Genomic DNA, 24,516 nt, shown 5'->3' with positions numbered 1-24,516 from the left:
CCGCGAGAGCCGAGGCGCCGCCGCTCGCGTCAGCCGGCGACGCCCACCTTCGCCTTCGCCCACGACCGCCCCCGGGTGTCCTTGAGGATGTCGTACTCGACGTCGACGTGCGGCTCGATCGCGCTGTACTTGTCGTTCGGAGCGCCGATGACGAGCTGGAAACCGAGACCGCGCCACGCCCCGATCGCGCGCTTGGTGAAGTGTGCGTCGGCCTTGATGAGGGCCTCGTCGAGGAACACCGGGGCGTACCGCGGACGCTCCGATCCGGCATCCCCGAGCTGGTAGCGCAGGGCCGCGCCGACGATGAACGCGATGAGCTCCTGCGACTCGCCGCCGGACTTCTCGCCGATGTGGTCGTAGAGGGCGACGTGCTCGCCGGTGTCGGCGCGGAAACGCTCGGCGCTCACGCGCACGTGGTTGCGCACGTCGACGAGGTCGGCGAAGTCGGGTGCGGTGGGGCGGATCCGGCCGATCAGCCGCGCCATGCGGCCGTACACGGCCTCGCGCTCGTCGTCGGTGGATGCCGCGTCGATCGCCGCCCGCACGTCGCGCAACTCGCGACGGAAACGGCGCCGCACCTCGGACTGGTTTTCGCGCGGCACGATCTGCAGGCGGTGGTCGTCGTCGTAGAACGGCAGATCCTGCATGACGTCGTTGATCGGCGCGATGCGCTCGCGGATCTCGCGCAGGGCCCGCGTGAGCGCCGAGTCGAGGTTCGTGAGGTCGTTGCCCGACAGCTGCAGCAGCGAGTCGCGCCACTCCGCCTCGAGTTCGTGCAGGCCGCTCGCCTCGAGGTCGGCGAGGATGCGCTCGAAGTCGCCGAGCGACTCGTCGGGGTCGGCCAGCAGGTTCGGGCTCGGCCACCGGTCGGTGAAGGCGGTGAGGGTGCGGCGCAGGCTCTCGCGCTGATCGCTCCAGGTCTCCTGGGCGGCGCGCTGCTCCTCGAGCAGACGCTTCGAGGCGGACTCGAGGGCGGCGTCGAAGCGGGAGAGCAGCTGCGAGGGGGAGGCGTCGTCGGAGGGCGCGACGAACAGCCCGTCCAGGTACGCGGCTTCGTCGACCGTCAGCGTCATCGCGGCGTCTTCCGCCCGCTCCAGGCGCTCGTTCGCGGCATCCACCTCGTCGGTGACCTCGGCCCAGCGTGCGGCGAGCGCCTGCTGCTCGGTCTTGGCGGCCCCGATCTCCTCGCGCAGCCGCGCCGCGCGGGCGCGCGTGCCGGAGATCTGCTCCTGCAGCTCGGCGATGCGCGGGTTGCCCGCGGTCACCTCGACGATCGTCTCGTTCCAGCGCTCGAGGTCGTGCTCGACGGATGCCGTGTCGACCTGGTCCCACGACAGATCGGCGATCTTCTCGAGGGCGCTGCGCCGCTCGTCGAACGCGTCGAGGGCCGCAGCGGCCTCGTCGACCGCCGACTTCGCGGTGGCGAGGTCGCGACGCACCGTGACGATCTGCTCGCCGAGCTCGGTCAGACGCACGCGGGACGAGAAGCCCAGGACGCTCTGGCGGACCGATCCACCGTGCGCACCGCGGGAGCCCTGACTCGTCTGCCCCGAGATCGTGAGCGCCAGGCGGTGCTGCGCCAGGTCGGCGGCGGCATCCACGCAGACGAACGCGAACTGCTGCTCGAGGCGGTCCTGCAGCCAGCCGGTGAAGGGGGAGCGGCGGTACTCGAGGCGTCCGGGCAGGGTCGCGGGGTCGAGCCCGGTGCGCTCGGGCAGGTCGGTCGACACGCCCTCGAACCGCAGCCGCTCCGACAGGCGCACACCGTCGATGGCGGCACGGAAGGATGCCAGGTGCGCGGCATCCACGAGGAGGGTCGTCGCGAAGCCCCCGAGGGCGAGGGTGAACGCCCCGCGCCACGGCTCGAACTCGGTGCGGACGTCGACGAGCTCGGCGACGAAGGGCAGGTCGGCGGCGGTGAGACCGGCGGCCTCGGCCAGCGCCTCGCGCGCCTCGTGCAGGCGCGGGGGGATGTTGTCGTCGCGCGTCTGCGTGCGGCGATGCTCGGCCTCGAGGGCGGAGAGCTGCTGGCGCAGGTAGGTGTGCCGGCTGCTCGCGGCGACGAACGCGTCGCGCACGGCGCTCTTGCCGAGAGTATCGCCGAGGGTGGCGCGGGCTTCGGCGAGCAGCGCGCCGAACTGCTTCTCCGAGGTCGCTTCCGTGTGCAGAACAGACAGGGCGGCGTCGAACCTCTCGCGGTCGCGCTGCATCCCGGCGAGCCGCCGCTCGAGCGCGCGCAATTCGCGCTGGGCGGCGTCGAGCTGGTCGCCTCCGGCCGCACGCAGCACGTCGCCCAGTCCCTCGCGCTCGGCTTCGGCGGCATCCGCCAGAGCCTGTCGCTCGCGGACGAGGGCGTCGGTGGCGTGGGTGCGCTCGCGCAGCTCGGTCTCGACCGCCGCCAGGAGATCGACGCGGCGCTGGGCGCGCCAGAGCGAGGCACGCGACTCGGGGTCGCCGAAGCGTCCGAGCGCGTCGATGAGGCGCAGTCGTTCCGCGGCCTCGTCGATGCGGGTCTTCATCGCGCGGATGGGCTGCAACGCCCGCACCTGCTGGCGGGCCTCCAGCATGCGCGTCCGCGTGCCCTCGAGACCGTCGAAGTGCGACACGACGGCGTCGGCGACGGCGAGCGTCTCGGGCTCCTCGAGCACCATGCGCTTGTACAGATCGTCGACCGTGGTGATCTGCTGCCCGGCCTGGATGCGCGCGAGCAGGCTCATCGCCTTCGCCCCAGACCCCGCCGCGCCGATGCCGAGCACCGCGTGAAGGCGGGCCGAGAATTCGCGGTCGGTGGCGAGGGTGTCGAGGCCCGTGGCCCGGACCGCCGCGTCGGAGAGGTGGCTCTGCGCCGCTCGCTCGAGGTCTCGGAGGTCGAACGCGCCGTGCACGGTCGCGCGCACCTTGACCGCGTCGTCGAGCGTGCGGGCCGTCCCGGGGATGTACCAGGCCCGCACCGCGGTGAAGCGGGCGCCGTCGTGGTCGGCCCAGGTCATGCCGATCGCCGTCCAGGTGTCGACGCCGTCGCCGCGCAGCACCCGCACCTTCGTGCCCTCGTCGGTGCGCGACTCGTCGAGCTTGCCGCGCCCGTACGACAGGATGTTGCGCTGCTCCTGTCCGCGCGGGCGCCCCACGACCGCGCCGTTCGAGGCGCCGTTGAAGGGGGTGGTGTGCGGCATCATCAACGCGACGTACGCGTCCATGAGCGTCGACTTCCCCGAGCCGGACCCGCCGCACAGAAGCGTCGCGGTCGGCGCGAAACGCACGCGGTGCGTCCCGTCGTAGCCGCCCCAGTTGATGAGCTGCAGGTCTTCCGCCACCCACTGCTGCCCGCGGGAGGCGGCGGGGATGAGCCCGAAGAGGGTCTCGAGCATGGTCATGGGAGCTCTCCCTCGGTCGTTCCGGATGCCACGAGCTCCGCCTCGGCGTCGGCTTCGGCGTTGCGCACCGCCGGCGTCGCGGCATCCGTCGTCTGCTCGTCCAGCCAGCGCTGCAGCTCGCGCAGCGTCTCGGCGCTCAGCACGATCTCGATGAGGGGACCGATGCGGTAGCGGCCCTCGGACTCCTCCTCGATGATGCCCTCGCGGTCGAGGCGGGCGATCGCGGTGCGCACGGCGCGCTGCTGGCTCGCGCGCGTGCCGTCGCTCTCGGAGAAGTAGGTCAGCACGGTCTGCTCGACCTCTTCGACGTCGACACGGGCGGACCCGGTGCCGGCGGTGGTCTCCCGCTGGAACACCGTGCGCAGATAGACGAGCACGAGTGTCTCGGCGCGCGAGTAGGCCTCGTCCTTGAGCAGGATCGGCACGTCGAGCTCGTCGCTGCGCACCTGCTCCTTGTAGGCCACCCCGCGGGAGTGGTCGACGACGAGGCGCACGAACAGGTCGTTCAGCCGCGACTCGATCGTCTGCTGGTGGGCGAGCAGCAGCTTCCACTCCGTCGGGGAGGACTCCGCCAGCAGGAACCGGCGCTGCAGGATCCGCACGAGCACGCGGCGCACGTCCGCGTCGAGGACGCCGCGATCGCCGGCGAAGAGCGCGTCGGGGTCGTTCTCCATCGCCACGGGCGCGATGAACGCGGGGGTGTCCGTCTCGGTGCCGGTGTCGGCGCGGGAGGACTCGAGGTCAGTCATCGGCATCCGTTTCTGTGTGGCTCTGGGCGCGGACCGCGCCGAACGCGAAGCGCCGGGTCGTTCCGTCGGGGCGTACGGCCTCCACGATCGAGACCTCGTCGGTCTCGACGAGGCCGCCCCGGTGCACGATCTCGAGCAGGCCGACCAGGTCGACGGGGCGCCGTGTCTCAGCGTCGGCGCCCGCGAAGGCCGCGGCGAGATCGAAGTCGCCGCCGAGGCCGGCGACGTACGCCTCGAGCTCGGGGTAGTGCGGTCCGCCCCAGGCACGCGTGTCGACCGTGGCGAACTCGACGTCGGCCGTCTCGGATGCGGATGCCAGGGGCTCGGGCGCTCCGGGCGGCCGCACGTCGCTCACCGAGCGGCGAAGGTGGCCGATGTCGGCGAGGGGGAGGGTCCGCACCGGTTCGACGCGGCCGGGTGCGCGGGTCTGACTCCAGCGGTGCAGCCCCGCCATGACGCCGCGCAGGAGGTCGTCGACCTGGCGGTCGCGGATCGGGTCATGGGTGCGCACCTGGGCGGTGATCACGTGCGACGCGCGCCGCTGGGCGGTCAGCACCTCTTGCACGCCGGCCTCGACGCGGCGGGCGATCGCGTCGAGCTCGCCCCGTTGCTCGGGGGTCATGAGGCGCGAGAACGGCTGGGTGAGCACCGCATGCAGCTGCTCGGTGAGGTCGTCGATGTGCTCGGGGTCGCCGATGAGGCGCAGTGCTCCCTGGAACGCCCGGCCCTCCGGCGTGGCCTGCATCACCTGCCGCCCGCGTTCGAGGTACTCCCGCAGCACGTCGCCCGTCGGACGCACGTCGCGGCGGAGCTCCGCCACGACGTCGCGCTGCATCGCCGTGATCGACTCCGTGACGCGTGAGAAGTCCGCGGGCAGCTCGCGGGCGAGGTGGATGACGTTCTCGGCCTCCTCGAGCAGGTGGTCATCGTCGAGCGGCTCGACGACGCCCTCGTCGAGCGCCGCGATCTCGGCATCCAGGGCGGCGCGTTCGGCCAGCAGCGCCTCGCGGCGGCGGCCGGGGTCGCTCTCCGCGTCGCGGGCGAGACGTTCGACGGCGTCGAGCAGCGTGCGCACGCGCGAGCGCGAGACCCGGGCGCGGCCGCCGCCGGCACGACCGGCGATCTCGAGGGCGCCGACCGCGTGCGCCGAGAGGCGGTAGACCTCGACGTCGTCCTCGATCTGCAGGCCGAGCCAGCCCACGCGCACCCAGCCGCGGCAGATCTCACGCGCGGAGCCCGCGGGGATGCGGCGCTCGTCGTCGGTGTCGATGCCGGCGGCGCGCAGCTCCTCGATGACCTCCGCGACCTCCACGTGGGCGTCCGCGACCGCGACGGCGGGGCGATCGGGCGTGAACACCACCGACAGGGCGGCCACCACGAAGGGCGCGAAACGCCCGTGCAGCAGGTCGAGGGTGGGGTTCTTGAACGCCGTCGCCGAGCGCAGGTAGGCGGCTTCGGCTCGGGTGCGGGTCACTGGCTGAAGTCTACCGGCGCGGGCCCGCGCGCCCGCGCGGATGACGGGGTGGGTGAATAGGACTGGGCCCGCTCTCACGCCCCTTCGCAGTCGTACAGCGTGACGCCCGACACCTTGTTCACGTCGCCGCCTTCGTGCGCCGCCGAGAAGGACCACTCGCCCACCTGCCGGCATCCGGGCTCCGTCGCGACGTGGCGGACGGGGTCGGACTCGGGCGCCCCCTTCGCCACCGCCAGGAGGCGGGCCCGACCGGAATGGACCATCTGCTCGAGCGCGGGCACCGTGAACACCGGCACGTGGCCGGAGTAGCCGCCGTCGGTGAGCACGTCGGCGCCGGTGGCGTCGATGATCTGCGCCGAGATCGCCCACGAGTCGGTGACCATCAGGGCCTGACCGCTGCTCCCGCCGCCGTGGGCGCGGGCCGTGTCGACGAGCTGCGCCATCGCCGGGGTGAGCCCCGCGCTTCCGCCCCAGGGCGCCGGGCTCGACACCGCGAACGTCTCGTCCGGATCGCTCTTCTGGGCGGTGACGCCCACGTACGCGTCGCCGCCGCTGCCGTCGCGCGCGTCGTCGAGCACCTGCAGGCTCGTCGCGATCGGCACGCACAGCAGGGCTGCAGCGAGGGCGGCGGGGGCCACGCGACGCCCTCGTGCAGACGAGAGAGCCGCGACCACCCCGACGACGACACCGGCGACCCCGACGACCATCGCCGGGAGGAGAAGGATGCCGGGCAGCCGGGCCTGCGTGACGAGCACCGCCCACCAGGCCCCCTGCGCGAGCGCGATACCCGGGAGCACAAGGCGTCGGCCCCGACTCTTCTCGCGCAGCAGCTGCACGCCCTCGCCCCACGCGACGGCCGTCAGCAGCACGAGCGGCACGCCGAGTGCGGCGACATAGGCCGTGTGCGGGACGCGCGTCAGCGACAGCACGACGGCCGCGGTCACGAGCCAGACCGCCGCCAGAACCACCAGCGCGAACCGGGCGCGCGCGTCGATCGCCGTCGCCTCGGCCCCGGGCCGTGCGGCATCGGCTCGGCGCCCGCGGACGCGCCCCTCCTCGCGACGCGGCCACCAGCGCCACAGTCCGAGGGCGATGCCGGCGATCGCCGCGGGATAGAGCCACCCGATCTGCGTGACGAGCGGCAGCTCGAGCAGCTTCGTCGGCGACGACGACGCCCCGCCGCCGGCCGCGGCGCCGTGCCCCGTCACGGCGTGCACGAGCGCGGTGAGCGTGGCCCCCCACCCGCCCGAAGCCGCGGGGGAGCCGACCGAGCCCGGCACCGCGCCCGGGGCGAAGCGGTCGAGACCGTTGTAGCCGAAGACCATGGCGAAGACGTCGTCATCCGTCGAGCCGTCGATGTACGGGCGCGAACCCGTCGGGACGAGGGCGATCGCGGTGATCCACGCCACCGAGGCGGCGACGGCGGCGCCCGTCACGACGCCGGCCCGTGCGAGGCCGCGGCGGCGACCGCTCGTGGCCACGACCGTGGCGACGACGAGCGCCGGGAGCACGAACCAGGCCGACATCATCTTGGCTTGGAAGCCGATGCCGATGAACACCGCGCAGACCAGCAGCGGCCACCACCGGGAGGTGATCACGGCCCGCTGCCACCACACCACCGCGACGGCCAGCGCCATCGTCAACAGCCCGTCCTCCATCGGATGCGCGAACATCGAGACGAAGATGGGCGTCGACGCGGCGGCCGCGGCGGCGACCAGGCCCACCCCGCGCCCGCCGGATCGCAGCCCCAGCACCGCGCACGCGACGATGGTCACCACGCCCTCGATCACCTGGGGCAGGGCGATCGCGGAGGTCGACATGCCGAACAGCCGGATGCCGAGCGCCTGCGGCACCGCGAACCCGCTGAGCTTGTCGAGGGTCACGGTCGCCGCCGGGTCGAATGCGCCGAACAGCATCGCGTGCCACGACGACGCCATCGACCGCGCCGAGGCCTCGTAGAACGAGAAGTCGCCGCCGCGAGCGAGGTTCCAGCACGTCAGGACGACGAATGCCGCGACGATGAGCGCCAGCGAGATGCGCGCCCACCAGGGTTCGCGCCACCAGCGCGCGAGGACGACGGGAGAGGTCACGACGAGAAGAGTGCTCCCGCCGCAACGGCACCGCGTATGTCCGGACTATCAGCGGGCTGTGACCGCTCCGGGCGGTCCGGTCCGCCCCGAGCCGCGGACGGCGGGTGCGGCGTGCACGCGAGGCCGCGGCATCCGGTGGGGGATGCCGCGGCCGCGGTGCGGGGGTGCGTCAGATCTCCGAGCGCGGGCCCGGGGCCACCTTGTTGACCCCGGTGACCGGCTGGTTCTCGTCGAACGAGGCGATCGGCCGGCGGAAGCCGCGGGTGAGGATCACGAGGTACACGACGCCGAGGGTGGTCCAGATGAGGCCGCCGACGAGGGCGTGCATGTCGAGGTTGACCCACAGCAGGCCCGTCAGCAGCATGCCGATCGCGGGCATGACGATGTACCGCGCGATGTCGCCGGGCGTCTTGCGCAGCCCCTTGCGCACCGCGAACCAGGCGATCACCGAGATGTTGACGAAGGTGAACGCGACGAGGGCGCCGTAGTTGATGTACGCCGCGATCTGCTCGAGGGTGAACGAGATCGCGAAGAGGCTCACGAGGCCCACGATGACGATCGAGAACGTCGGGGTGTGCGTCTTGGGGTTGATGAAACCGAAGATGCGGCGCGGCAACACGTTGTTGCGGCCCATCACCATCAGCATGCGCGAGACCGAGGCGTGGGATGCGAGCCACGACGCCAGGGTCGCCGCGAAGCCCGCGGCGGTGAGGACGGCCTGCAGCACGGGGCCGCCGACCTGCACGCCGATCTCGGGCAGCGTGCTGTCCTCGATCGCCTCCTGCGGGAACGCCGTGGCGTCGGGGAAGCGCAGCTGCGTGACGTACGAGGCGATGAGGAAGATGAGACCGCCGACGATGAGCGTCAGCACGATCGCGCGCGGCATGATCTTGGGGGTCTTGGCCTCCTCGGAGTACATCGACACCGCATCGAACCCGATGAACGAGAAGCACACGACCGTGGCCCCGGCCAGCACGGCGCCGAACTGCACGTCGCTGTGGGCGAAGGGAGCGAGCGACACCGCGGTGCCGGCTCCCGCACCACCCACCAACTGCACGACGACCGTGACGACGAAGACCGTCATCACGAGGATCGAGAACACCAGCAGCACCATGTTGACGTTCGAGGTGCCGCGCATCGTGAGGTAGATGACCCCGGTCACACCGGCGGTGAAGACGACGACCCAGATCCAGCCGGGCACATCGGGGAAGAGGGCCTCCATGTAACTGCGCAGGATGAGGGCGTTGACCATCGGCAGCAGCATGTAGTCGATGAGCGCCGTCCAGCCGACGACGAAGCCGACGCCGGGATGGATGGACTCCCGCGCGTAGGTGTAGGCGGAGCCGGCACTGGGGATGACGCGCACCATCTTGCCGTAGCTGATGGCGGTGAAGACGAGGACGACGAGGGCGACCGCGTAGGCGGCGGGGACGACGTTGTTGGTCTTCTCGGCGACGAGACCGAAGGTGTCGAACACGACGGTGGGGGTCATGTACCCCAGTCCCAGGCCGACGATCGACCAGAGACCCAGGGTGCGGGCGAGTTTGGCTCCCGAGCGTGACGTGGCCGCGTCGGCGGCGAGGTTCTCGTTCGTGGCTCCTCCTAGAGGGGTGCGGTGCGCGATCGGGTGTCGCGTCCGTGGGCTGATGTCGGGGGTACAGCGGTCGGAGCACCGCTCGGGGTGGGAGCGGGGGTGTCGGCAGGGGTGGAGCCGGATGAGCGGTCGAGGTGCGACCGTCGATGGGGGGGGAGGGATGCCGGCGGGTGTGGGCCGGCATCCCGCGGGATCAGAGGCGCGACCACGCCTCGGTGAGGGTCGAGCGCAGGATCTGCTCGATCTCGGTGAACTCGGACGGGCCGATGGTCAGGGGCGGGGCGAGCTGGATGACGGGGTCGCCCCGGTCGTCGGCGCGGCAGTACAGGCCCGCGTCGAACAGCGCCTTCGAGAGGAAGCCGCGCAGCAGTCGCTCCGATTCGTCGTCGTCGAAGGTCTCCTTGGTCGCCTTGTCCTTGACGAGTTCGATGCCGAAGAAGTAGCCGTCGCCGCGCACGTCTCCCACGATGGGCAGGTCGAGCAGGCGCTCGAGGGTGGAGCGGAAGACGGGGGAGTGGGTGCGGACGTTCTCGAGCAGCCCCTCCTCCTCGAACACGTCGAGGTTCTCCAGCGCGACGGCGGCCGAGACGGGGTGGCCGCCGAAGGTGTAGCCGTGCGGGAACGTCGCGTCGCCGTGCGCGAACGGCTCGTACACGCGGTCGCTCACGATCGTGCCGCCCAGCGGCGAGTAGCCGCTGGTGACGGCCTTGGCGAAGGTGATCATGTCGGGCTGGTAGTCGTACGCCGAGGCGCCGAAGTAGTGGCCCAGACGACCGAAGGCGCAGATGACCTCGTCCGAGACGAGCAGCACGTCGTACTTGTCGCAGATCTCCCGCACGCGCTGGAAGTACCCGGCCGGGGCGGGGAAGCACCCGCCCGCGTTCTGCACGGGCTCCAGGAACACCGCGGCGACCGTCTCGGGGCCCTCGAACTGGATCATCTGCTCGATGCGGTCGGCCGCCCACAGCCCGAACTCCTCGGGGGTACCGCCCCCGAAGCCGGACTCCTCGGCCCGGTAATAGTTCGTGTTGGGCACGCGGAAACCGCCGGGGGTGACCGGCTCGAACATGTGCTTCATCACGGGGAGTCCCGTGATGGCCAGGGCCCCCTGGGTGGTGCCGTGATAGGCGATCGCGCGCGAGATGACCTTGTGCTTGGTGGGCTTGCCTTGCGTCTTCCAGTACTGCTTGGCGAGCTTGAACGCCGTCTCGACCGCTTCACCGCCGCCCGTGGAGAAGAAGACGTGGTTGAGGTCTCCGGGGGCGAGGTGGGCGAGGCGCTCGGCGAGCTCGATCGCCGCAGGGTGCGCGTACGACCAGAGGGGGAAGAATGCGAGCTCCTCGGCCTGCTTCGCGGCGGCCTGGGCGATGCGGCGGCGTCCGTGGCCGGCGTTGACCACGAACAGACCGGCGAGGCCGTCGATGTAGCGCTTCCCGGCGGCGTCGAAGATGTGGTGACCCTCGCCCTTGGCGATGATCGGCACGCCCGGGCCCTCCGTCATGGTCGATTGACGGGAGAAGTGCATCCAGAGGTGGTCGCGGGCCTTCGCCTGCAGGTCGGCGTGCTGATCGGTTTCGATGAGGGTCATCGCGTTCCCCAGTTGTAGAGCTGACGGTGGAGCTTGAGATAGACGAACGTCTCGGTCGAGACGACGTCGGGGAGAGACCGGATGCGATCGTTGAGCAGATCGATGAGGTCGTCGTCGCTCTCGCAGACGACCTCCACGAGCAGGTCGAACGAGCCCGCCGTCGAGACCACGTAGATCACGCCCGGCAGTTCGGTCATCTGCGCGGCGACGACGCGGGTGTCGCCCGATACGCGAACCCCGATCATCGCCTGCCGGGCGAAGCCCAGCTGCAGAGGGTCGGTGACCGCGACGATCTGCAGGATGCCGGCATCCTGCAGCTTCTGCACCCGCTGGCGCGTCGCGGTCTCACTGAGACCGACGGCTTTGCCGATCTCGGCGTAGGAGCGGCGGCCGTCTTCCTGCAGCTGTTCGACGATTGCCTTGGAGACGCGATCGAGGGCGGGACTGCGTTCGGCCGTGGGACTCATGATGGGCGACGGTATCAGCGCAACATTGGCTGAATCAATGATGATCTCGACATTTACGGAGGCGTAACACCGCGGAAACCGTCGTTGCCGCAATGCCGCGGCCCCGACGGTGCGCCGCGCGTCCGCGCGATGGTCCGCGGCGCCGCTACGATGACCGCGGAGGTGCGGATGTCGGGGTGGCTCGAACGGTGGTCGTCTGCGCGCCGCACCGTCCTTCGCGCGGCGGCCGCGGTCGCCGTCGCCGCGCTCGCCGTGACCGGTGCTGTCGCCGCACCGAGCGCGACCGCAGCGTCGACTCTTCCCGGCTGGCTCTCGACCCGCGGGGCGAGCATCGTCACCTCCGCCGGCACGCCGTACACGATCAAGGCCGTCGCCTGGTTCGGCATGGAGACCTCCAACTGCGCACCGCACGGCCTGTGGTCCCTCTCGCTCGACGAGGGTCTGCGGGCGATCGCGGGCATGGGCTTCAACACCATCCGCCTGCCCTTCTCGAACGAGTGCCTCGCCGCCTCGTCGTCGAACTCGATCAACGCCTCCGTCAATGCCGACCTCGTCGCCCTCAGCCCCCTGAAGCTGATGGACACCGTGATCGCCCGAGCGAAGGCCTATGGCCTGTCGGTCATCCTCGACCGTCATCGCCCCGACTCCGCGGCGCAGAGCGAGCTCTGGTACACCGGCGCCTACAGCGAGAAGCGGTGGATCGACGACTGGAAGATGCTCGCGCAGCGGTACAAGAACGAGCCCGCCGTGATCGGTGTCGATCTGCACAACGAACCGCACGGCCCGGCCTGCTGGAACTGCGGCGATCCGGCCCGCGACTGGCGCGCGGCAGCCACGCGCGCCGGAAACGCCGTGCTGTCGGTCAACCCGAAGCTGCTGATCGTCGTCGAGGGCGTCGAGCGCCAGAACGACGGCTCGAGCACGTGGTGGGGAGGCGGCCTACGCGACGTCGGCGCGGCTCCGGTGACCCTGTCGGTGAAGAACCGCGTCGTGTACTCCCCGCACGACTACCCGGCCACGGTGCACCAGCAGTCCTGGTTCACGGCGCCGGGCTACCCCGCCAACCTCGAAGCGGTCTGGGATGCCAACTGGGGCTACCTCGTGCGCAAGGGCATCGCGCCCGTGCTGCTGGGCGAATTCGGGACGAAGCTCGAGACCGACAGCGACAAGAAGTGGATGAGCACGCTCGTCGCCTATCTCGCCAAGACGAAGATCAGCTACGCGTACTGGTCGTTCAATCCGAACAGCGGCGACACCGGCGGCCTGGTCGCCGACGACTGGCGCACCCATCAGAAGGCGAAGCTCGCCGCGCTGCGACCGATCCTCACCCCCGTGACGGTGCCCACTCCGAAGCCGACGTCGAGCCCCACGACCTCCCCGAGGCCGAGCGCCTCGGCATCCCCGAAGCCGACCGCGTCGGCCTCCCCGAAGCCGAGCTCGAGCCCGTCCACGTCGCCCAAGCCGTCGACGTCGCCGAAGCCCACCACCTCGCCGAAGCCCACCACCTCGCCGAAGCCGAGCTCGAGCCCGTCCACGTCGCCCAAGCCGACCACGTCGACGTCGCCGAAGCCCTCGCCCTCGACCTCGCCGAAGCCCTCGGCGACGAGCCTCTCCGCGACGTGGGTGCCGCAGAGCGCCTGGGGGGAGGGGTACGTCGCCGAGCTGTCCCTCACCGCCGGGGCGGCCGTGAAGAGCTGGTCGGTGTCGTTCGAGGCGCCGGGAACGTCGGCGGTGACCAGTGCCTGGGGCATGTCGTGCAGCGTCGCCGGCATCACCGTGACGTGCACCGGGAGCGACTGGGCGGCCGCCCTCGCGCCCGGCCAGAGCGTGCGGGTGGGGTTCCAGGCCGCCGCGACCACGGCGCCGACCGCGCCGACGCTGCGCGTCTCGGCATCCTGAGCTCCGCCGATCGGCGGGCGCAGCGCCCGCACACGGTGCGACCGCGACCCCTGACCGCGACAGTGGGTCTCGCCGTGGCGCGGAGGGACACGGCGGGTCGGGGATACCGGCATCCATCGCTCACGCATAACAAGCGTGAGGGCTGGTCGAGGGGATCGCTGTCTACGCTGCGCGGGTGACCGCCGTCCTGACCCCCGCTCCCACCCCCTCCGTCTCCTTTCCGCGCGCGCGACGACGGCCCGGGGGCTGGACGGTCGGGCTCGTCGCGATCGGGCTGCTCGCCCTCGTGCTGACGGGGTGGCAGGTGTGGGCGGGGGCGCCGAGCGAGTACTACGCCTCGATCGCCCTGTCGATGAGCCGGTCGTGGTCGAACTTCTTCTTCGGCGCCGTCGACCCCGCGGGCACGGTGACGCTCGACAAGATCCCCGGGTCGTTCTGGATCCCGGCGCTGTTCGTCCGTGTCTTCGGCTATTCGGCGTGGGCGGTGATCCTGCCGAACGCCCTCGCGGCCGTCGGGGCGGCGCTGGTGACGGCGGCGACCGCGCGTCGGCTCGCGGGCGTCCGCGCGGGTCTGGTCGCCGGGGCGATCGTGGCGGTCACCCCGATCCTCGTCGCGGTGGCCCGGTCGAATCAGCCGGAGACGTTCTTCGTCCTCGGCCTCGCTCTCACCGCCTTCGCCGCCGTGCGCGCCGTCCAGCAGCGCAGCGCCGGGTGGCTGATCGCCGCGGGCGCGCTGGTGGGGCTGTCGTTCCAGTTCTACATGCTCGAGGCGTGGGCGGTGTGGCCGGCTCTCGCGGCCGCATATCTCTGCACGCGGCAGTCGTGGGGGCGCCGTGTGGGGCATCTGCTCGTCGCGGGTGTCGTGAGCCTCGTCGCCTCGCTGTGGTGGGTGGCGATCGTCGCGGCGATCCCCGCCGGCAGCCGCCCGTACATCGGGAGCACGCTGTCGAACGACCCGTGGGAGATGGTCTTCGGCTACAACGGCCTGGGCCGCTTCACGGCGACGAGCGACAGCAGCGCGTACGAGTCGTTCACCCCTCCGTTCTCCGGCGACCCGGGGGTGCTGCGCCTGTTCAACGCGCAGCTCGCCGGACAGGTCGCGTGGCTCATCCCCGCGGCGGTCGTGGCACTCGCGGTGCTGTGGGTGATGCGGTTCCCGCGGCCGCTCACGGTGCTCCTCACGGTGTGGACGGCCACTTTCGTCGCCATGTTCTCGACGGTGGCCGGGATGCACCAGTTCTACACCGCGGCCCTCGCCGTGCCTCTCGGCCTCGTCGTGGCGACGGCTCTGGCGGTCGCGCACCGCGCCGAGCGGACCTGGCCGCAGGTGGCGATCGTCGGCACGGCCGCGGTGACGGCGCTGGGGATCGGGCTCGCCTCGGGCGGCTACAGCATCCCGGTCTCCCTCGCGCAGGCCGTGGTGGCCGCCGTGGCGATCGCCCTGCTGCTCGCTCGCCGCGGGTCGCGCACCGTCACCACGGCGGCGATGCTGGTCGGCCTGCTGCTGACCCCCGCGGTCTGGTCGGCGGTCACGATCGCGCACCCGAATTCGATCAACCCGGTCGCCGGGGGCGTGTCGGAGATGTCGGGCGCAGGCTTCGGCGGCGGGATGCCGGGTGCCGGCCGCGGCGCGGGCGGCTCGGGCGCATTCCCCGGGGGCGGTGCGGCGCCCGGCGGTGCGGCACCGGGCGGTTCGGCTGCGGGGGGCTCGGCGCGGGGCGGTGCAGCCCCGGGAGGGAGTGCACCGGGCTCGGCCGCGGGCGGCTCCTCGGCGCGCGACGGCGGCGCGCAAGCGCCCGGCGGGGCCGACGACGGCGGCTCGAACCGCGGCGGAGGCGCAGGCGCCGGCGGAGGCGCCGGCGCGGGAACCGCCGACACGGCCCTCATCTCCTGGCTGGAGCAGAACGCCGCCGGGTCGACCTACCTGGCCGCGACCTTCGGCGCCCAGTCCGCGGCATCCCTCATCATCGCCAGCGACGGCGGCTCGTTCCTCCCCATCGGCGGATTCAACGGGACGGATGCCGTGCCCACCCTCGACGAGTTCGTCGCGCTCGTCGAGTCGGGCCAGGTGCGCTTCGTCATCGAGGGGCAGGAGCGCGGCGGAGGGGTCGGGTCGTCGGCCGCGGCCGCGTCGAGTACGTCGGCGCAGATCCGCGATTGGGTCGGGCAGAACTGCGCGATCGACAGCAGCGCCCCCTCGACGGTGTACGCCTGCGGTTGAGCTCGTCCCCGCGCGCGTCGCCGCCGCCCCTCCGCGCGATCGACTGTCCGAAACACCCGGTCAATCTCGAAAACCGCCCGGGTGTTGTGGACACTCGCCGGGAGCGGCAGCGGGAGCGGCAGCAGGCACGCCGCGGCGGAGCGGCGGCCGGGCTAGGCGCGGCCGAGGAACTCCAGGCCCGCCTCGCGGAACGTGCGTGCCCCGGGGGCGTTGACGTGGTGACGGCCGGGGATGTCGGCGAACTCGCCGCGGGGGAGGAGGCTCGCCAGGTGGGCGGACTGGTCGTGGATGGGGTCCTCGGTCCCCGTCGCGATCAGCACGGGCTGCTGCGGGGGAGATGCCGGGTCGGGGTCGGTCTCGCCGAGGCGCATCCCCTCGGCGATCGCCACGAGCGCGCGCAGGTCGTTACCGGGCACCCGCTCGGCGAGCGAGACGTAGCGCAGGGTGGTGGCATCCTGGACGGGCTCGCCGTGATCGAGGAACGCGCGCGCCTGCTCGACCTTGAGTCGGGCGAGCGGCCGGCCGTCGGGGATGCCGCCCAGCACGGCGCGCTCGACGTGCTCGGGCGCGTCGACGGCGAGCTGCCAGCCGACGCGACCGCCGAGCGAGTAGCCGAGGTAGCGCACCTGGTCGACGAGGTAGGTGTCGAGCACGGCCACGAGGTCGGATACGAGGGTGGGCATCGTGTACGACGCGGCGTCGTGGGGCTTCTCGCTCGCCCCGTGCCCGCGCTGGTCCACGGCGATCACCCGGAAGCCCGCGCGCAGCAGATCGCGCACCCACCCGGTGTTGATCCAGTTGTCGCGCGTGCTCGAGCCGAAACCGTGCACGCACAGCACCGGTTCCGCCTCGGGATCGCCCCAGGAGTAGGTGGCGAGGCGCACGTTGTCGCCGACGATGACGAACTGCGCGGGAGGGATCTCGGTGAGGGCGGGCACGGCATCCATTCCTCCGATCCTGGCAGAACGCCGCGTGCGGGCCCGGTACTGGTCATAGTGGTCTCATGGGATTCACGCGTGCCGAGCTCGAGTCCTTCCGGGATGCCACGGTGCCCGACCTCGTGGAGCCCGGGGTGCGGCTGCTGTTCGTGGGGATCAACCCGGGGTTGTGGACGGCGGCCACGGGCACCCCGTTCGCGCGACCCGGCAACCGCTTCTGGCCGGCTCTGGTGAAAGCCGGGATCCTGCCGCGTTCGCCCGCGTACTCGTCGGCGCTGGGGGAGGCCGACCGGCGTCTCGTGTTCGATGCGGGGATCGGGGTGAGCAACCTCGTCGCCCGCGCCACGGCCCGGGCCGACGAGCTCACGCGCGACGAGCTGCGCGCGGGCGCGCACGCACTCGCGGAGCGGGTCGCGATCTGGCGGCCGCGGGTGGTCGCGGTCGTCGGACTCACCGCGTATCGGCAGGGGTTCGACCGTGCGAAAGCCGTCGCGGGTCGACAGGACGAGGCGGTCGCCGGGTGCGAGACATGGGTCCTGCCCAACCCGAGCGGTCTGAACGCGCACGACACCGTCGAGTCGCTCGCGACCGCCTACGCTGCTCCCGCGCGCGCGGCCGGGGTGATCTCATGACACGGCGTCTCGCGGCGGTCCTCGCCCTCGCCGTCGTCGTCGCCGCGGGGCTCGCGGGGCACCGCCTGATGCCCTCCTCGGTGGCATCCGACGTCGCCGGTGACGCGCTGTACGCCGTGGCGGTGTACACGGGGCTCGTCCTGCTGCTCCCGCGCGCACGACCGCTCCTTCTCGCGGCGGGCGCGGCCGCGTGGTGCGTCGCCGTCGAGCTGTTGCAGCTCACCGTGTTGCCGATCACGCTGGCGGAGCGGATGCCGGTCGCGGCCCTCGTGCTGGGCTCCGGGTTCGACGCGCGCGACCTCGTCGTGTACGTGCTCGCGGTCGTGAGCGCTCTCGGCGTCGACGGCGTGGTGACGAGGGTGCGTGCCCGGCGCGCGGAGACGGGCTGATCCGGTCGCCCGCCCGCGGTGCGTGCGCCGTCGGGCGGGGATCCGCGGTCTCTCCGCCCGACGGCTCCTCCCCGGGGAGGGATGCCGCGCCCCGGGGACGTCGCGGGGTAGCGTGACGGTTCCGCGACGAAAGGAGGGCCCGGTGCTCGTGCAGTTCGACGGCGTCGTGTTCCGGTGGGAGGCCCGCAGCGACAGCGACTGGTACTTCGTCGCTCTCCCGGCCGAGCTGAGCGACGACATCCGTGAGACCCAGACGTTCCGCCGCGGGTTCGGCGGGGTGCGTGTCGACGCCACCATCGGTTCCACGTCGTTTCGCACGTCGATCTTCCCGCAGGCGGGTGGCGTGTACGTCCTGCCGCTCAAGCGGGCGGTCCGCGACGCCGAGGGGATCGAGCCGGGCGGTACCGTCGTGGTCGACCTCGCGGTGCTCGACGCCTGAGACGCACGGCGCTGTGCTGCGGCCGTCGTCGGCAGACGCACCGTCGTCGCTCCCCGCCCTCGCGCTCTCGCTGTTCGCGGTCGTGAGCGTCGTGCTCGTGATCACCGACGTGCGTCGACGCCGTCTGCCCGATGTGGTCGTGCTGCCCGCGACGGCGGCGGCGGTTCTCATCCTGGCGGTCGCGGCGGCGACCGCCGGACGACCGGCACTCGCGGCCGCAGTCGCCTTCGGCGCCGTCGGGGCGTTCGGCGCGTGCCTGCTGGTGCGTCTGTCGCGGCCCGAGGCGTTCGGCGGAGGCGACGTCAAGCTCGCCGCCCTCGTCGGTGCGCACCTCGGGTGGTTCGGCCCGGAGGCCGTGGCATCCGGGGTCGCCTTCGGTTTCGTGGCCGCCGGCGTCGCCGCCGTCGGCGTGCTCGCGGCGGGTGCGCGCGGAACGAGCCTGCCCTTCGGCCCGTTCCTGCTGCTCGGTGCGTGGGTGCGCCTGCTGACCCCGGCGTCGTGACCGGTGCCCGGCCGCTTGTCGCTCGACGGGCGGCGGGTCAAGCCCGTCCGGCCCGGCGCGTCCGCATCGATACGCTGACCCCATGGCCGACCTCATCCGTCGCGTCACCGCGTGGGCCTTGTCGCTCCGCCTCGTGCGCGCCTTCCTCGTCTACTCGGGGGCACGCGGCCCCGTCCTCGCCGACAGCGTCACCTATCGCACGCTGTTCAGTCTGTTCGCGGCGGTGCTGCTCGGCTTCTCGGCGGCGGCGGTCTGGCTGTCGGGCAACCCCGAGGGCCTCGCGGCGCTCGAGCGCTCGGTGAACAACGTCGTCCCCGGCCTGGTGGGCCCCGACGGTCTGCTCGACGTCAGCGCGATCGAGGCGCCGACCGAGTTCACCATCGCGGGCGTGATCGGAACGATCGGTCTGCTGGGCGCGGCGATCGGGGCGATCGGCTCCCTCCGAACTGCCCTTCGCCAGATCGCGGGGGTGGCGACCGACGACACCCTGCCCGTCCTGGTCATCGTGCGCAACCTCGCCGTCGCCGTCGGCATCGGCGTCGCGCTGGTGGGGGCGGCCGCGGTGACCTTCCTCGCGACGGCGGGTCTCACTTTCGTCCGGGGGCTGCTCGGCATCTCCGCGGACTCCTGGCTCACGGCCGTGCTGACCTGGTCGCTCTCCACGATCGTCGTCCTCGCCCTCGACACCGCGGCGGTCGCGGTGGCGTTCGCCGTGCTGTCGGGCGTGAAGACCCGTCGCCGCACGTTGTGGCGCGGGGCGCTGCTCGGGGGCGTCGGTCTGGTGGTGCTGCAGCAGTTGTCGGGCCTGTTCGTGGGCGGTGCGGGCAACAACCCGCTGCTGACGACCTTCGCCTCGCTCATCGCCCTGCTGCTGTGGCTCAACCTGTCCAGCCAGGTCATCCTGATCGCGGGCGCGTACATCACCGTCGCCACGGAGGAGGACCACGATCGCGTCCGCGCGAAGTACGGCGCCTCCACGATGATCCAATTCCGGGTGCGGCGCGCCGAGAAGGCCGTCCGCGCCGCCGCGGGCGAGCTCGACGCCGCGCGCGCGGCCGAGAAGAAGGAGCGCGAGACCCTCGCCGAGAGCGACCCCGCCGCCGCCACGCGTGCGGACGAGGCGGAAGCGGACGCGCGTGTCTGACGGTTCGACCCCCGCGGGGGCGGCGCGCGTCGCCGCATACACCGCGGATGCCGTTCGCGCGGCCGAGGCGCCTCTCCTCGCGGAGGGGAGACCGCTGATGCGGTGGGCGGCGCATGCTCTCGCCGTCGTCGCCGCAGCGGAGCGCGACACGGCACCCGGACCGACGCTGGTCCTCGTCGGCGCGGGCGACAACGGGGGAGACGCGCTGTACGCCGCCGCCGAACTGGCGCGTGCCGCCGATTCCCGCGTCGACATCGTGCTCGTGCGCGATCGCGTGCATCGCGCCGCCCTCGACGCCGCCGTCGCCGCCGGCGTGGTCGTGCGGCAGGCGTCGGAGATCTGCGCCGCGATCGACGACTACAGCCTCGTGCTCGACGGCATCCTGGGCATCGGCCGTCTCGCCGACCGGCGGATGCGGGGCAGCGCCCGCGCGATCGTGGAGTGCCTGCTCGCCCGCACCCGCCGTCCGCGCATCGTCGCGGTCGACCTCCCGAGCGGACTCGATCCCGATGACGGATCCGCGGATGCCGCCGTGCTCGCCGCCGATGTCACGGTCACGTTCGGCGCGATCAAGTCGGGTCTCGTGCGCGGTCGGGGCCCGGAACTCGCCGGGCGGGTGCACCTGGTCGACCTGGGACTCGAGCCGTACCTGCGGCGGGCGCACCCGGCGGTCACCGCGCCGATCGAGGTCGTGCGGGTCGATTCGCCGGGATCCCTTGCCGAGGCGTAGGGGCCGAGTGGTGCCGGCCGCCGCTCAGCGGGCGTAGCGCTCGACAAAGGTGCGGAGCATGCGCGACGGTGCTGTGACGGGTGCCCGCCGCACCGCCGACAGGGTGAGGTCGAGGTCGCCGGAAGCGAAGTACCCGTACCCGGCGTAGGCGTGGATGCGGGTGACGATCCCGTCGACGTCGAGTTCGGGGTGGAACTGCGTGGCGTAGACGTTGCGCCCGACGCGGAACATCTGCACCGGACACGCGGCCGACGACGCCAGCAGCACCGCCGACGGCGGCAGGACGCTGATGGCCTCCTTGTGACCGACGAACGCGGTGAAGGCATCGGGGAGGCCCGCCGACAGGGGGTCGGTGCGCCCCTCCGGGGTCAACGTCACCTCGACGACGCTGATGGGTTCCGCATACGTGCCGTCGATCGGCGCACCGAGGTGCGTCCCGAGGGTGCCGACGCCGTAGCACGCGCCCAGGAAGGGCGCATCGCGTGCGACCACCTCGGCGACGAGCTGTGCCATCTCCGCCTCGACGCGACGCTGCACGACGGACTTGCGCTCGAAGGGGTCGGACGCGTTGAACGGGCTTCCGCCGACGAGGACCCCCGACACCTCGTCGAGATCAATCGCGGGCATCGTCTCGCGCTCGAGACGCACGCGGCGCAGACGGTGCGGCGGCAGCCCGGTGTAGCGCAGGAACAGCGCGTACTCCTCGTCGGCGGGGCCGTCTTCGGCGCGCGTCGCGAGCAGCACGAACGGGCGGTCACCGGGCAGGTCCGTCGCGTTCACCCGAGCGAGTCTAGGCGAGCGGGCGGCGACCGTCGGGCGGTCCCGCGCCGGGCGGGGAGCGCCGCCGGCGGGGCGCGCAGTGGTTCCCGGGGCAGCGCCGCCGGCGAGGCGCGGAGTGGTCCCCGCGGGAGCGGCGGCGAGGCGCGCAGTGCTTCCCGGAGCAGCGGCGCGAGCGATCGCGGCGACGCGGTGTCAAGGCGCGGGGCCTCGTCGCGGGTGCGGTCTACGCTGACGGCATGGCTATTGCACGACTGACCGGAGGCCCGCTCGACGGGCAGGTGATCCCGCTCGAGAACGAGACCGACGACACGCTGATCATGCCCTACAGCGAGGGACAGCTCGTCTACCGCCGCGAGGGCGAGCCCACGAACACGGGCGACTCCGACGGCCCCACCCAGGCGGTCTTCGCCTTCGCCGAAGAGACCGAGGACATCAACCCCGACGCCGACGGGCGCGACGATTGAGCGCAGGCCCGAACGGGTCGTCGAACGTCGAGGTCGAGACGAAGTACGACGTCGACGACGCCACGCCCCTGCCCGACTGGTCGACCCTTCCAGGGGTGGCGACGGTCGGTGACCCCGAGCCGCGAGATCTCGACGCGCGCTACCTCGACACCCCCACGGCCGATCTGGCCCGTGCGGGCGTGGCGATGCGGCGCCGTCTGGGCGGTCCCGACGCGGGCTGGCACGTGAAGGGGCCCGCCGAGGGCGCCGGTCGCACCGAGACGCAGTGGCCGCTCGAGGCCGATGACGTCGACCCCGAGGCCGACCCGGTCGTGCCTCCGGCGGTTCAGGATGCCGTCTCCGCGATCGCTCGACCGCCCTTCGCCGCCCTCGCCCGCCTGCGCAACCACCGCACGGCGTACGCGCTCCGGGATGCCGAGGGCAACGAGGTCGCCGAGTTCGTCGACGACCGGGTCCGTGCGCGAGACGAGCGCCGGGGCGTGGACTCGTCCTGGCGTGAATGGGAGGTCGAGCTCGGCGCGGCCGGTCCGACCGACGACGAGGGTCGTGCGGCGTTCTTCGCCGCCGTCGATGCGGCCGTCTTCGCCGCCGGTGGCCGCCCCGCGGCATCCGGTTCGAAGCTCGCCCGCGCCCTCGGCCACTGATCGACCTGGACGGGGCCCCCCCCGCCGCCGCGACAGCCCGCCCGTCGCGAGACAGCGTCTCGCTGACGACTCCGGGACATCCGGCGACCGGCATTCCGGCGAGGTGATGTGTCCTGGCGGGAGCGGCTTCCCGACACCCACGCAGAAGGCCCGCCCGGGCGAACCGGGCGGGCCTTCTGCGTGGAGCGATCAGAGGTTGATCATGTGCCCTGCGAGGCCGTGGAAGGCCTCCTGCAGGCCCTCCGACAACGTCGGGTGCGTGTGGACGTTGCGGGCCGCCTCGAGCGCGGTGAGGTCCCACTTCTGCGCGAGGGTGAGCTCGGGCAGCAGCTCGGAGACGTCGGGACCGATGAGGTGGCCGCCGATGAGCTCGAGCGTCTCGGCGTCGGCGACGAGCTTGACGAAGCCGACCGGCTCGCCGAGGCCGTTGGCCTTGCCGTTGGCCGAGAAGGGGAACTTCGCGACCTTGATGTCGTGGCCGGCGTCGCGGGCCTGCTGCTCCGTCAGGCCGAACGACGCGACCTGCGGGTTGCAGAAGGTGGCGCGCGGCATGTTGCGGTAGTCGCCCAGGGTCTGCGTCTCGGCGTTGCCGATGGTCTCGGCGGCGACGACGCCCTGCGCCTCGGCGACGTGCGCGAGCTGCAGCTTCGCGGTGACATCGCCGATGGCGTAGATGTGCGGCACGTTGGTGCGCATGTGGTCGTCGATGTCGATGGCACCGCGCTCGGTGAGCTTCACGCCCGTGTTCTCGAGACCGAAGCCGTCGACCTTGGGGGCGAACCCGATCGACATCAGCACGCGGTCGGCGTCGATCGAGCCGGTCGAGCCGTCCTTAGCGGTGTACGCGACGGTGACCTTGTCGCCGTGGTCGGTGACGGAGTCGACCTTCGTCGAGGTGAGGATGTCGACGCCGTAGCCCTTGTACTGCTTCTGGATCTCCTTCGAGACCTCGGCGTCCTCGTTCGGGAGGGCGCGGTCGAGGAACTCGATGATCGTGACCTTCACGCCGTAGTTCGTCATGACGTAGGCGAACTCCATGCCGATGGCGCCGGCGCCGACGATGACGATCGACTCGGGGAGCTCGCGGGTGAGGATCTGCTCCTCGTAGGTGACGACGTTCTCGCTCAAGGTGACGCCGGGGAGGAGGCGCACTGTCGAGCCCGTGGCGATGATGACGTTGTCGAATGTGACCTGCTCCTTGGAGCCGTCGGTCTTGGTCACGTCGATGGTGTGGTCGTCGGCGAAGTATCCGCGACCCTCGTACTCGGTGACCTTGTTCTTCTTCATCAGGTAGTGGATGCCCTTGACGTGACCGGCGGCCACGCTGCGGCTGCGGTCGAACGCCTTGCCGAAGTCGAAGGTGACGTCGCCCGAGATGCCGAACAGGTCGGCCTTCGCGTGGAAGGTGTGGGCGAGATCGGCGTTGCGCAGCAGCGCCTTGGAGGGGATGCAGCCGACGTTGAGGCAGACACCGCCCCAGTACTTCTCTTCGACGATCGCAACCGACAGTCCCAGCTGCGCACCGCGGACCGCGGCGACGTACCCGCCGGGACCCGCACCAAGAATGACCAGATCGTAATGAGGCATGGCTCCAGCCTATCGCCCGGTCGTGCCGCCACCGGCGGCGTTCCGACGCCCGCGCGAGGCGAAGACGTAGACGAGCACGCCCGCAACGATCACCAGGGCCACGGCCAGCAGGATCCACGGCAGGGGAGAGCTCGCCGACGACTCCTCGACCGGCGCCGCGACGGGGGTCTCCGCTTCCGTGGGCGCGGCCGAGGCGGAGACGGTGGGGGAGGGGGATGCCGACGCCGAGGTCGTGGGCGTCGCCGTCGGGGTCGGGGCGGCCTCGGGGACGGTGAACGCGAAAGAGCCGTCGATCGGGTGTCCGTCACTGGAGACGACGCGCCACTTCACGGTGACGACACCGGATGCCGACCCCGCCAGCGCCTGGGTCACCTCGGTGCCCGACGGCTCGGGGGCACCCTCCGCGAGCGACGCGCCGCTCGCATCGGTCACTTCGACCACCGTCGCGCCCGGGTCGGTGAGGACGTCGGCACTGAACGTGAGGGTGATGCGCTGCGGCACGGCCTCGAGCACCGCATCGGCCGCGGGATCGGTCGACACCAGCTCGTCGTGCGCGGAGGCCGGCGTCGCGGGGACGAACAGCACGGCGGCGGCCAACAGGAGGGATACCAGGACGGCGGGGAGGCTGCGCCGACGCGGCGCCGAGGGGGACGTCATCCTTCGACCCTAACGAGGGCGTCGGCGTGACGGGCCGCCCCGGGTACCGGCCCTTCTCCCCGCCCCAGACCCTGCGCCTGGTCGAACGGTCTGGGGTCCCGTCTGCTCCGGTGCTTCGACGGGCTCAGCCACCTCCCGCACAGGACCCCGACCT

Annotated in this window: 21 protein-coding genes; 10 read left to right on the top strand and 11 right to left on the bottom strand. The window is 72.1% G+C overall.

Features of this window, described 5'->3' with window-relative positions; translation table 11 throughout:
- Window positions 1-29 precede the first annotated feature (29 nt).
- From RWH45_RS00705 to RWH45_RS00675, 7 genes are all read right to left on the bottom strand, one after another.
- On the bottom strand, window positions 30-3,374 hold the full coding sequence (locus RWH45_RS00705) for an ATP-binding protein (protein WP_315993018.1): 3,345 nt from the start codon (window positions 3,372-3,374) through the stop codon (window positions 30-32).
- Window positions 3,371-4,123: a DUF4194 domain-containing protein gene (locus tag RWH45_RS00700; protein WP_315993017.1), complete on the bottom strand. Its 753-nt coding sequence runs from the start codon at window positions 4,121-4,123 to the stop codon at window positions 3,371-3,373. Before RWH45_RS00700 ends, RWH45_RS00705 begins: the two co-directional genes overlap by 4 nt.
- The gene (locus tag RWH45_RS00695) at window positions 4,116-5,597 is read right to left on the bottom strand and encodes a DUF3375 domain-containing protein (protein ID WP_315993016.1); all 1,482 of its coding nucleotides are present in this window, start codon (window positions 5,595-5,597) and stop codon (window positions 4,116-4,118) included. Before RWH45_RS00695 ends, RWH45_RS00700 begins: the two co-directional genes overlap by 8 nt.
- 74 nt (window positions 5,598-5,671) lie before the next feature.
- Window positions 5,672-7,687 (bottom strand): ArnT family glycosyltransferase, encoded by a 2,016-nt coding sequence (locus tag RWH45_RS00690; protein ID WP_315993015.1) that lies wholly within the window; start codon window positions 7,685-7,687, stop codon window positions 5,672-5,674.
- Between the two features lie 169 nt (window positions 7,688-7,856).
- Window positions 7,857-9,218: an APC family permease gene (locus tag RWH45_RS00685; RefSeq protein WP_315994571.1), complete on the bottom strand. Its 1,362-nt coding sequence runs from the start codon at window positions 9,216-9,218 to the stop codon at window positions 7,857-7,859.
- Window positions 9,219-9,474: 256 nt separating this feature from the next.
- Entirely contained in the window at window positions 9,475-10,869 is a 1,395-nt protein-coding gene (locus RWH45_RS00680) for an aspartate aminotransferase family protein (protein ID WP_315993014.1), read from the bottom strand.
- Window positions 10,866-11,336: an Lrp/AsnC family transcriptional regulator gene (locus tag RWH45_RS00675; protein WP_076674833.1), complete on the bottom strand. Its 471-nt coding sequence runs from the start codon at window positions 11,334-11,336 to the stop codon at window positions 10,866-10,868. Before RWH45_RS00675 ends, RWH45_RS00680 begins: the two co-directional genes overlap by 4 nt.
- A gap of 168 nt (window positions 11,337-11,504) precedes the next feature.
- Between RWH45_RS00675 and RWH45_RS00670 the strand changes: the two genes are divergently transcribed.
- On the top strand, window positions 11,505-13,235 hold the full coding sequence (locus RWH45_RS00670) for a cellulase family glycosylhydrolase (RefSeq protein ID WP_315993013.1): 1,731 nt from the start codon (window positions 11,505-11,507) through the stop codon (window positions 13,233-13,235).
- Between the two features lie 175 nt (window positions 13,236-13,410).
- Window positions 13,411-15,456 carry an ArnT family glycosyltransferase gene (locus RWH45_RS00665; protein WP_315993012.1) on the top strand — a complete coding sequence of 682 codons (2,046 nt, stop codon included), beginning with the start codon at window positions 13,411-13,413 and terminating at the stop codon, window positions 15,454-15,456.
- Window positions 15,457-15,608: 152 nt separating this feature from the next.
- Here RWH45_RS00665 and RWH45_RS00660 read toward each other — a convergent pair whose 3' ends face one another.
- Complete coding sequence (locus RWH45_RS00660; RefSeq protein ID WP_315993011.1) at window positions 15,609-16,403, bottom strand: alpha/beta fold hydrolase; 795 nt, start codon at window positions 16,401-16,403, stop codon at window positions 15,609-15,611.
- Between the two features lie 56 nt (window positions 16,404-16,459).
- Here RWH45_RS00660 and RWH45_RS00655 point away from each other — a divergent pair, with 56 nt between their 5' ends.
- The 6 genes from RWH45_RS00655 to RWH45_RS00630 all read left to right on the top strand — a co-directional run bounded on the left by RWH45_RS00655 (window position 16,460) and on the right by RWH45_RS00630 (window position 20,230).
- Window positions 16,460-17,026 (top strand): mismatch-specific DNA-glycosylase, encoded by a 567-nt coding sequence (locus RWH45_RS00655; protein WP_315993010.1) that lies wholly within the window; start codon window positions 16,460-16,462, stop codon window positions 17,024-17,026.
- Window positions 17,023-17,415, top strand: coding sequence for a ribosomal maturation YjgA family protein (locus RWH45_RS00650; protein ID WP_315993009.1), 393 nt, complete (start codon window positions 17,023-17,025; stop codon window positions 17,413-17,415). Before RWH45_RS00655 ends, RWH45_RS00650 begins: the two co-directional genes overlap by 4 nt.
- Window positions 17,416-17,557: 142 nt before the next feature.
- Window positions 17,558-17,854, top strand: a complete 297-nt coding sequence (locus RWH45_RS00645; RefSeq protein ID WP_315993008.1) for a DUF1905 domain-containing protein — start codon at window positions 17,558-17,560, stop codon at window positions 17,852-17,854.
- Window positions 17,855-17,867: 13 nt separating this feature from the next.
- Window positions 17,868-18,356 carry a prepilin peptidase gene (locus RWH45_RS00640; protein ID WP_315993007.1) on the top strand — a complete coding sequence of 163 codons (489 nt, stop codon included), beginning with the start codon at window positions 17,868-17,870 and terminating at the stop codon, window positions 18,354-18,356.
- Window positions 18,357-18,438: 82 nt separating this feature from the next.
- The gene (locus RWH45_RS00635; RefSeq protein WP_315993006.1) at window positions 18,439-19,500 is read left to right on the top strand and encodes a YhjD/YihY/BrkB family envelope integrity protein; all 1,062 of its coding nucleotides are present in this window, start codon (window positions 18,439-18,441) and stop codon (window positions 19,498-19,500) included.
- Window positions 19,493-20,230: an NAD(P)H-hydrate epimerase gene (locus RWH45_RS00630; RefSeq protein WP_315993005.1), complete on the top strand. Its 738-nt coding sequence runs from the start codon at window positions 19,493-19,495 to the stop codon at window positions 20,228-20,230. The genes RWH45_RS00635 and RWH45_RS00630 overlap by 8 nt, the downstream gene beginning before the upstream one ends.
- A 24-nt stretch (window positions 20,231-20,254) precedes the next feature.
- Here the strand turns inward: RWH45_RS00630 and RWH45_RS00625 are convergent, their stop codons facing one another.
- Window positions 20,255-21,010, bottom strand: coding sequence for a glutamine amidotransferase (locus RWH45_RS00625; RefSeq protein WP_315993004.1), 756 nt, complete (start codon window positions 21,008-21,010; stop codon window positions 20,255-20,257).
- Between the two features lie 236 nt (window positions 21,011-21,246).
- On the opposite strand from RWH45_RS00625, the gene RWH45_RS00620 reads away from it, so the two are divergent.
- Both RWH45_RS00620 and RWH45_RS00615 read left to right on the top strand, forming a co-directional pair.
- Window positions 21,247-21,474, top strand: a complete 228-nt coding sequence (locus tag RWH45_RS00620) for a response regulator (protein WP_315993003.1) — start codon at window positions 21,247-21,249, stop codon at window positions 21,472-21,474.
- Window positions 21,471-22,118, top strand: coding sequence for a CYTH domain-containing protein (locus RWH45_RS00615; RefSeq protein WP_315993002.1), 648 nt, complete (start codon window positions 21,471-21,473; stop codon window positions 22,116-22,118). The genes RWH45_RS00620 and RWH45_RS00615 overlap by 4 nt, the downstream gene beginning before the upstream one ends.
- Before the next feature lie 189 nt (window positions 22,119-22,307).
- Here the strand turns inward: RWH45_RS00615 and lpdA are convergent, their stop codons facing one another.
- Together lpdA and RWH45_RS00605 are read right to left on the bottom strand one after the other, a co-directional pair.
- Window positions 22,308-23,705 (bottom strand): dihydrolipoyl dehydrogenase, encoded by a 1,398-nt coding sequence (gene lpdA, locus RWH45_RS00610; protein WP_315993001.1) that lies wholly within the window; start codon window positions 23,703-23,705, stop codon window positions 22,308-22,310.
- Between the two features lie 9 nt (window positions 23,706-23,714).
- Window positions 23,715-24,362 (bottom strand): copper resistance CopC family protein, encoded by a 648-nt coding sequence (locus RWH45_RS00605; RefSeq protein WP_315993000.1) that lies wholly within the window; start codon window positions 24,360-24,362, stop codon window positions 23,715-23,717.
- Between the last annotated feature and the right edge of the window lie 154 nt (window positions 24,363-24,516).

This window comes from Microbacterium galbum, from assembly GCF_032464915.1.
In the GTDB taxonomy this organism is placed as follows: Bacteria; Actinomycetota; Actinomycetes; order Actinomycetales; family Microbacteriaceae; genus Microbacterium; species Microbacterium galbum.
This window is presented reverse-complemented; position numbering and strand designations above follow the sequence as displayed.

Coding starts and splice junctions, on each gene's coding strand:
- RWH45_RS00635 (WP_315993006.1), top strand. CDS start 18,439: ATGGCCGACCTCATCCGTCGCGTCACCGCGTGGGCCTTGTCGCTCCGC.
- RWH45_RS00705 (WP_315993018.1), bottom strand. CDS start 3,374: ATGACCATGCTCGAGACCCTCTTCGGGCTCATCCCCGCCGCCTCCCGC.
- RWH45_RS00680 (WP_315993014.1), bottom strand. CDS start 10,869: ATGACCCTCATCGAAACCGATCAGCACGCCGACCTGCAGGCGAAGGCC.
- RWH45_RS00670 (WP_315993013.1), top strand. CDS start 11,505: ATGTCGGGGTGGCTCGAACGGTGGTCGTCTGCGCGCCGCACCGTCCTT.
- RWH45_RS00605 (WP_315993000.1), bottom strand. CDS start 24,362: ATGACGTCCCCCTCGGCGCCGCGTCGGCGCAGCCTCCCCGCCGTCCTG.
- RWH45_RS00650 (WP_315993009.1), top strand. CDS start 17,023: ATGACACGGCGTCTCGCGGCGGTCCTCGCCCTCGCCGTCGTCGTCGCC.
- RWH45_RS00620 (WP_315993003.1), top strand. CDS start 21,247: ATGGCTATTGCACGACTGACCGGAGGCCCGCTCGACGGGCAGGTGATC.
- lpdA (WP_315993001.1), bottom strand. CDS start 23,705: ATGCCTCATTACGATCTGGTCATTCTTGGTGCGGGTCCCGGCGGGTAC.
- RWH45_RS00660 (WP_315993011.1), bottom strand. CDS start 16,403: ATGGATGCCGTGCCCGCCCTCACCGAGATCCCTCCCGCGCAGTTCGTC.
- RWH45_RS00700 (WP_315993017.1), bottom strand. CDS start 4,123: ATGACTGACCTCGAGTCCTCCCGCGCCGACACCGGCACCGAGACGGAC.
- RWH45_RS00675 (WP_076674833.1), bottom strand. CDS start 11,336: ATGAGTCCCACGGCCGAACGCAGTCCCGCCCTCGATCGCGTCTCCAAG.
- RWH45_RS00655 (WP_315993010.1), top strand. CDS start 16,460: ATGGGATTCACGCGTGCCGAGCTCGAGTCCTTCCGGGATGCCACGGTG.